Source organism: Coleofasciculus sp. G1-WW12-02, assembly GCF_040219735.1.
GTDB lineage: Bacteria > Cyanobacteriota > Cyanobacteriia > Cyanobacteriales > Coleofasciculaceae > Coleofasciculus.
Genome location: NZ_JAVJRX010000046.1, coordinates 1 through 4,998 on the forward strand (window position 1 = coordinate 1; position 4,998 = coordinate 4,998).

5 protein-coding genes are annotated in these 4,998 nt (G+C 45.0%); 4 read left to right on the forward strand and 1 reads right to left on the reverse strand.

Annotated elements, in window-relative coordinates; translation table 11 throughout:
- From RID09_RS08105 to RID09_RS08120, 4 genes are all read left to right on the forward strand, one after another.
- Positions 1-994: RNA-guided endonuclease TnpB family protein (locus tag RID09_RS08105; RefSeq protein WP_446335440.1), on the forward strand; the 994-nt coding region annotated here is incomplete at its 5' end.
- Positions 995-1,126: 132 nt separating this feature from the next.
- Positions 1,127-1,693: a peptide deformylase gene (gene def, locus RID09_RS08110; protein WP_446335441.1), complete on the forward strand. Its 567-nt coding sequence runs from the start codon at positions 1,127-1,129 to the stop codon at positions 1,691-1,693.
- Between the two features lie 79 nt (positions 1,694-1,772).
- The gene (locus RID09_RS08115) at positions 1,773-1,967 is read left to right on the forward strand and encodes a hypothetical protein (protein ID WP_446335442.1); all 195 of its coding nucleotides are present in this window, start codon (positions 1,773-1,775) and stop codon (positions 1,965-1,967) included.
- 57 nt (positions 1,968-2,024) lie between these two features.
- The gene (locus RID09_RS08120) at positions 2,025-3,368 is read left to right on the forward strand and encodes a PrsW family glutamic-type intramembrane protease (protein ID WP_446335443.1); all 1,344 of its coding nucleotides are present in this window, start codon (positions 2,025-2,027) and stop codon (positions 3,366-3,368) included.
- Between the two features lie 264 nt (positions 3,369-3,632).
- Here RID09_RS08120 and RID09_RS08125 read toward each other — a convergent pair whose 3' ends face one another.
- Positions 3,633-4,160 carry a proprotein convertase P-domain-containing protein gene (locus RID09_RS08125; protein WP_446335444.1) on the reverse strand — a complete coding sequence of 176 codons (528 nt, stop codon included), beginning with the start codon at positions 4,158-4,160 and terminating at the stop codon, positions 3,633-3,635.
- Positions 4,161-4,998 lie beyond the last annotated feature (838 nt).

A 4,998-nucleotide genomic window follows, 5' to 3' on the forward strand; every position in this document is an offset into this window, starting at 1 on the left:
TACTACACTCAACCTAGTGACTGCCTATAAGAACTTTTTTGAGGGTAGGGCTAGATACCCTAGGTTTAAGGCAAAAAGAAATAAGCAGTCCATTCAGTATCCCCAGTCAGTAACAGTTGTAGATGGTTGCCTCAAATTTCCGGGTCGCGTGGCAAAAGTCAAAGCTAAAATACACCGACCAATTGAGGGGACAATCAAAACAGTAACGGTTAGTATGACTCCATCGGGGAAATACTATGCATCCGTTTTGACCGAAGTAGAAGGGGATAACCCACCCGCTAGCACTGAGCGAAGTCGAAGTGAAGGCAAAGTAGCTGGGATTGATTTAGGGTTAAAGGATTTTGCTATTGTCAATGATGGTGTCAAGACCTCTAAATACGCTAACCCCAAGCACCTAGCCAAACATGAGCGCAACCTTAAGCGCAAGCAACGGAAATTAGACAGAAAGGAGAAGGGAAGCAAGTCAAGGAATAAAGCCAGAAAGCTGGTGGCTAAGGTTCACGAACGAGTTAGTAATGTCCGTCAAGACTACTTACATAAGCTATCTAGAAAGCTTGTTGACGAAAACCAAGTCATCGTAGTCGAAAGCTTGAATACTAAGGGCATGGTTCGTAACCATAAACTAGCCAAAGCAATTTCTGATGTAGGCTGGGGGATGTTTGTCAATTTCTTATCTTACAAACTTGAAGAAGAGGGTAAGGTATTGGTAGAGATTGAGCGATGGTTCCCTAGTTCAAAACTCTGCTCAAACTGCCATTATCAAGTAGCTGAGATGCCACTAGATATTAGGGCATGGATTTGTCCGAGTTGCGGCACTCACCACGATAGAGACGGTAACGCTTCAGCGAATATTAGAGCAGAAGGCATCAGGATTCTATCGGTCTCAGGGACTGGGACTGCTGCTGATGGAGGGGATGTGAGACCGAAGCTTGGACGTAAGTCTAAGTTGACGCAATCCCCAGTGAGATCAGAAGCTCAGGCTTCTACGAAGTAAGCCTGAGTAGTTCACGACAAGCTATCGTAACGTGGGGGGGTGGATGAACCGAATTCCAGCAAGAGTGATACCTGCTAGGATAAAAAAAGGAAGTGCCAATAATATTGCTAGATTTACAAGTTTCCTATGCCCATGACCGCTCAAGTTATTGTCGAAAAGAAAAAATTAGACAACCCTCCTCTAGAGATTCACTATCTGGGCGATCGCGTTCTGCGTCAACCAGCTAAGCGGGTTGCCAAAGTAGACCAAAGCATCCGACAGTTAGCTCATCAGATGCTGCAAACCATGTATAGTGCAGATGGCATTGGCTTGGCAGCACCACAGGTCGGGGTAAATAAACAAATCATTGTCATCGACTGCGAACCGGATAACCCAGAAAATCCCCCCTTGATTCTGATTAACCCCACGATTAAACGCTTTGGTTCGAGTGTATGTGACGCTCAAGAAGGGTGTTTAAGTATTCCTGGCGTCTACTTAGATGTCAAACGCCCGGTAGAGGTGGAAGTTGTCTACAAAGATGAGAATGGACGCCCGAAAACCTTAAAGGCGGATGGTCTGCTTTCTCGCGCCATTCAACATGAAATGGATCACCTGACTGGGGTTATGTTTGTGGATCGGGTGGAAAATGGATTGGTTTTGGCAGAAGAACTGCAAAAGTATGGCTTTTCTACCCAAGCTGTCAAACCTTTTCATGCCTAGGAAATAAAGTAACCGTACCAATGCCTTGTCCATGGATTGATCCATGGACATTTTAGTATACTGCGTTAGGTCTAATCCAATGACACCAAAAAGTGGTTTATTTTTGATGGGTTCCTGTATTACCGCAATTGCGGCTGTTGGCTCAATTTTTGAACTCTCTTCAGGAACACCTCAGTTAGGTGTATCAGTCACGGAAATTATCCTGGCGGGTAGTATTCCCTTGAGTGGCTTTTTGTTCTACGCCGCTGTTCGCGATGCGAAGGCAAATCAGTAGGCAATAGGCAATAGGCAATAGTTTACACTGGTCTAAGGATGGCTCACCACTTGCCCTATGACTGGTCAACACTGCCGTGGATTTCTGCGACCTCTTGCTGTCAGAGGTACAGCTATACCACTATCTTCCTATCCCTTGTCTGAGGAGCAGGAGATAGTGATTGGGCGTGATCCAAGCTGCCAAATTGCCTTAAACCCTAATCAGTATTTAATTGTATCGCGGCGTCATGCCACGATTCGTCCCTGTTCACCCTGGAATCAGGGCTGGGAAATTTGTGATCTCAATAGTATTAATGGTACTTACATTAATGGTTATCCTTTACGGGGATGCTGTCGATTGCACGCCGGCGATCGCATTGAACTGGGTCAAGATGGTCCTCAGTTTATTTTTGAGTGTCAGTTCAGCTCGTCTGTGTCCCCAGTCTCACCTGTTCCTTCGGGTTCATCGCTGACACATGTCAGTGTAATCGGACATAAAACTGCGGATTCGGTTACCTTTAGCCAACTGTTTCCCCTCGCTTCAACGGGAGCCGATTTAACTCAGAAGGCGTTTCTTGGACCCGCTATTCTGACGGTGGTTTTTGTGGTGTTGATGTTTATGGCTGTCGGTAAGCCAATGGTGTTTAATCTCCTATTGGCAACCTATTTAACCGGTGCCGCCTCTTACTTTATCTACCAACTTTGTGGTAAATCCAAACCGTGGTGGGTGTTATTGGGATGTGCGATCGCGACGGGTTTAATTTTAACGAGTCCGTTGTTACCTCTATCGATCATCGTTTTTCGCGACATCTTACCGGGAAGTTTACCCCAAGAAGGGGAACTGATCAGTTTTACCGCTCTGCTGATCCGCATGTTTTTTGGGGCGGGTTTGATGGAAGAGTTACTTAAAGTCCTTCCCATTATTGGGGCGTATTTCTTGGGGAGACTCCTACGTTCTCCTTGGCGAGAACAAATTGGCGTCTGGGAACCTCTGGATGGGATTCTATTAGGTACGGCGTCAGGGGTGGGTTTTACGCTATTGGAAACTCTGGGGCAGTATGTTCCCGATATCATTGATAATGTGACCTTTCAAGCGGGTCAAGAACCGGGTCAGCTGATGGGATTGCAATTACTCATCCCCCGTCTACTCGGTTCAGTCGCCGGACATATTGCTTATAGTGGCTACTTTGGCTATTTTATCGGCTTAAGTGTCCTCAAACCGCGAAAAGTTTGGCAAATTCTGGGAACGGGTTATCTTTGTGCGGCGACTCTCCACGCTCTTTGGAATGCCAGCGGGTTTGTCAGTAGTTTATTGTTAGCAGTGGTGGGGATTTTGTCCTATACCTGCTTAGCCGCCGCCATTCTCAAAGCTAGGGCAATCTCGCCGACGCGATCGCAAAACTTCGCTACCCGTTTATTTTGATCCTCTATACAATAAAAATCCTCTGCTTACCCTAAACAAGAGAGCAGAGGATTTTTATAACGGAGCAATTGACAAAAGCAATGTTAGTTGTTCTAATCCAGAGCCAACATCACTTTGTCAGAAAACTGCCTGCGCCTTGATCACATGAGCAACCTGTATCCTCAAGCGCTGACTCAACGCACTCATGCTTTGGAGAACCTTATGCACTGATGAACGATTTCTGCTTTTCTCCCTGAGAATGCAGGTTTAGTCTACTTGTGTAGTTTATTCCAAGTTCAGAGTCCAAGACTCCAGAGAACCTGAATCACCCGCAGAGCAATCATTAATAATCAGTTGCCAAGTCCCAGCAGATGAGTGTCCCTTAAACACAGACAAAGGCTGAGTTGCACAATACTCACCACTGGGAATCACCCCATGAGACCCAGCTACTGAGTCAAAACTATGGGAGAAGTTATCGTTAAAGCTGTAATCCCCATTTAGGTCGTTACTGTAGCCACTCGCCGAAAATTGAGGTTGTCCGGGGCGCCGGAATAAGTCCACCACAACCCCGGTTTCTACATGACGCAATTGGGCAATCAAGTCCCCAACCCAAGTATGTTCTAAGTGATTCAGAGTTACGGTGACGTTACTAATCGCGATATTTTCCGTCACCACAATCTCATCTTGAAAACTGGCAACTCCATCGGGAATATTGCCACCACGACCGCAGTAGGTCGAAGCGGGGGAGTTCACAGATGTGGTAATGTTAGCGTCTACAGTGGCAGTTGAGGTACGATTCATGAGCTTCGACATAGGTTATAACTCCAAAACAGAATTAGGTTGACAAAAGGTAAAACTCCGCTAGCGATCGCGAAATTACAATGTTAAGAATATTTGCGCTCTGTTACGCATTCTTAATGCACCCCGAATTTTTTTTAATTTCGCGAACATACAATAATCTCCTCTTAATTAATAATGGCATTACTTGGGCGGTTTTATCTAGTCCTTCTGGGGATCTTTACTAAAAAAAAACAATTTAATCGATCCCAAACTGATATCTTTATTTCCTGTATTCCTTTACTGACAAGCAATTCAGCGTCAAACATTGAGCATTCTTGTCCTTAGGTTTATGTTAATTTAATATAAAATTACATCCTTTATAACTTTGATTAATCTTTGGTGAGAGATTAAAAAACTTTCTCAAACAACTCGGAATTTATCCGCGTCGCTCTGACACAAACTTAAACCTACCCTTCCCGAAGGGTTGGACTGTAAATTTTGAACTCACCCCTCTGCCCCAAGAGTATTAAGTTTAAACCGTTGTCTTGTAAATTTAGTTTCTTTTTCGTAAAGATTTGTTGCATCATCGGCTAAAAATTTTTTGGGCTATTAATTTAAACTACTTTCTCTTAACAGAGAAACTCTTTTATGTATGCCACCCACAGCCAGCCTAGTCATTAGAACTTCTCCGTTGTGGGAAACCCTGCGTCTTCAGACCAGGGAGGAACACGCGGTAGCGGTTTAAGAAGCATACCCCTTTCGGGGTGGAGGGGTATGGTTGCCCCTCCGGTTTTCACCCATTTCTGGGGTAAAGTTAGCCTCGCCAAGGTTATCGGTCGGTAACTGTCCAAAAAGCACTGTTTCAGTGACC

Coding starts and splice junctions, on each gene's coding strand:
- RID09_RS08120 (WP_446335443.1), top strand. CDS start 2,025: ATGACTGGTCAACACTGCCGTGGATTTCTGCGACCTCTTGCTGTCAGA.
- RID09_RS08115 (WP_446335442.1), top strand. CDS start 1,773: ATGACACCAAAAAGTGGTTTATTTTTGATGGGTTCCTGTATTACCGCA.
- def (WP_446335441.1), top strand. CDS start 1,127: ATGACCGCTCAAGTTATTGTCGAAAAGAAAAAATTAGACAACCCTCCT.
- RID09_RS08125 (WP_446335444.1), bottom strand. CDS start 4,160: ATGTCGAAGCTCATGAATCGTACCTCAACTGCCACTGTAGACGCTAAC.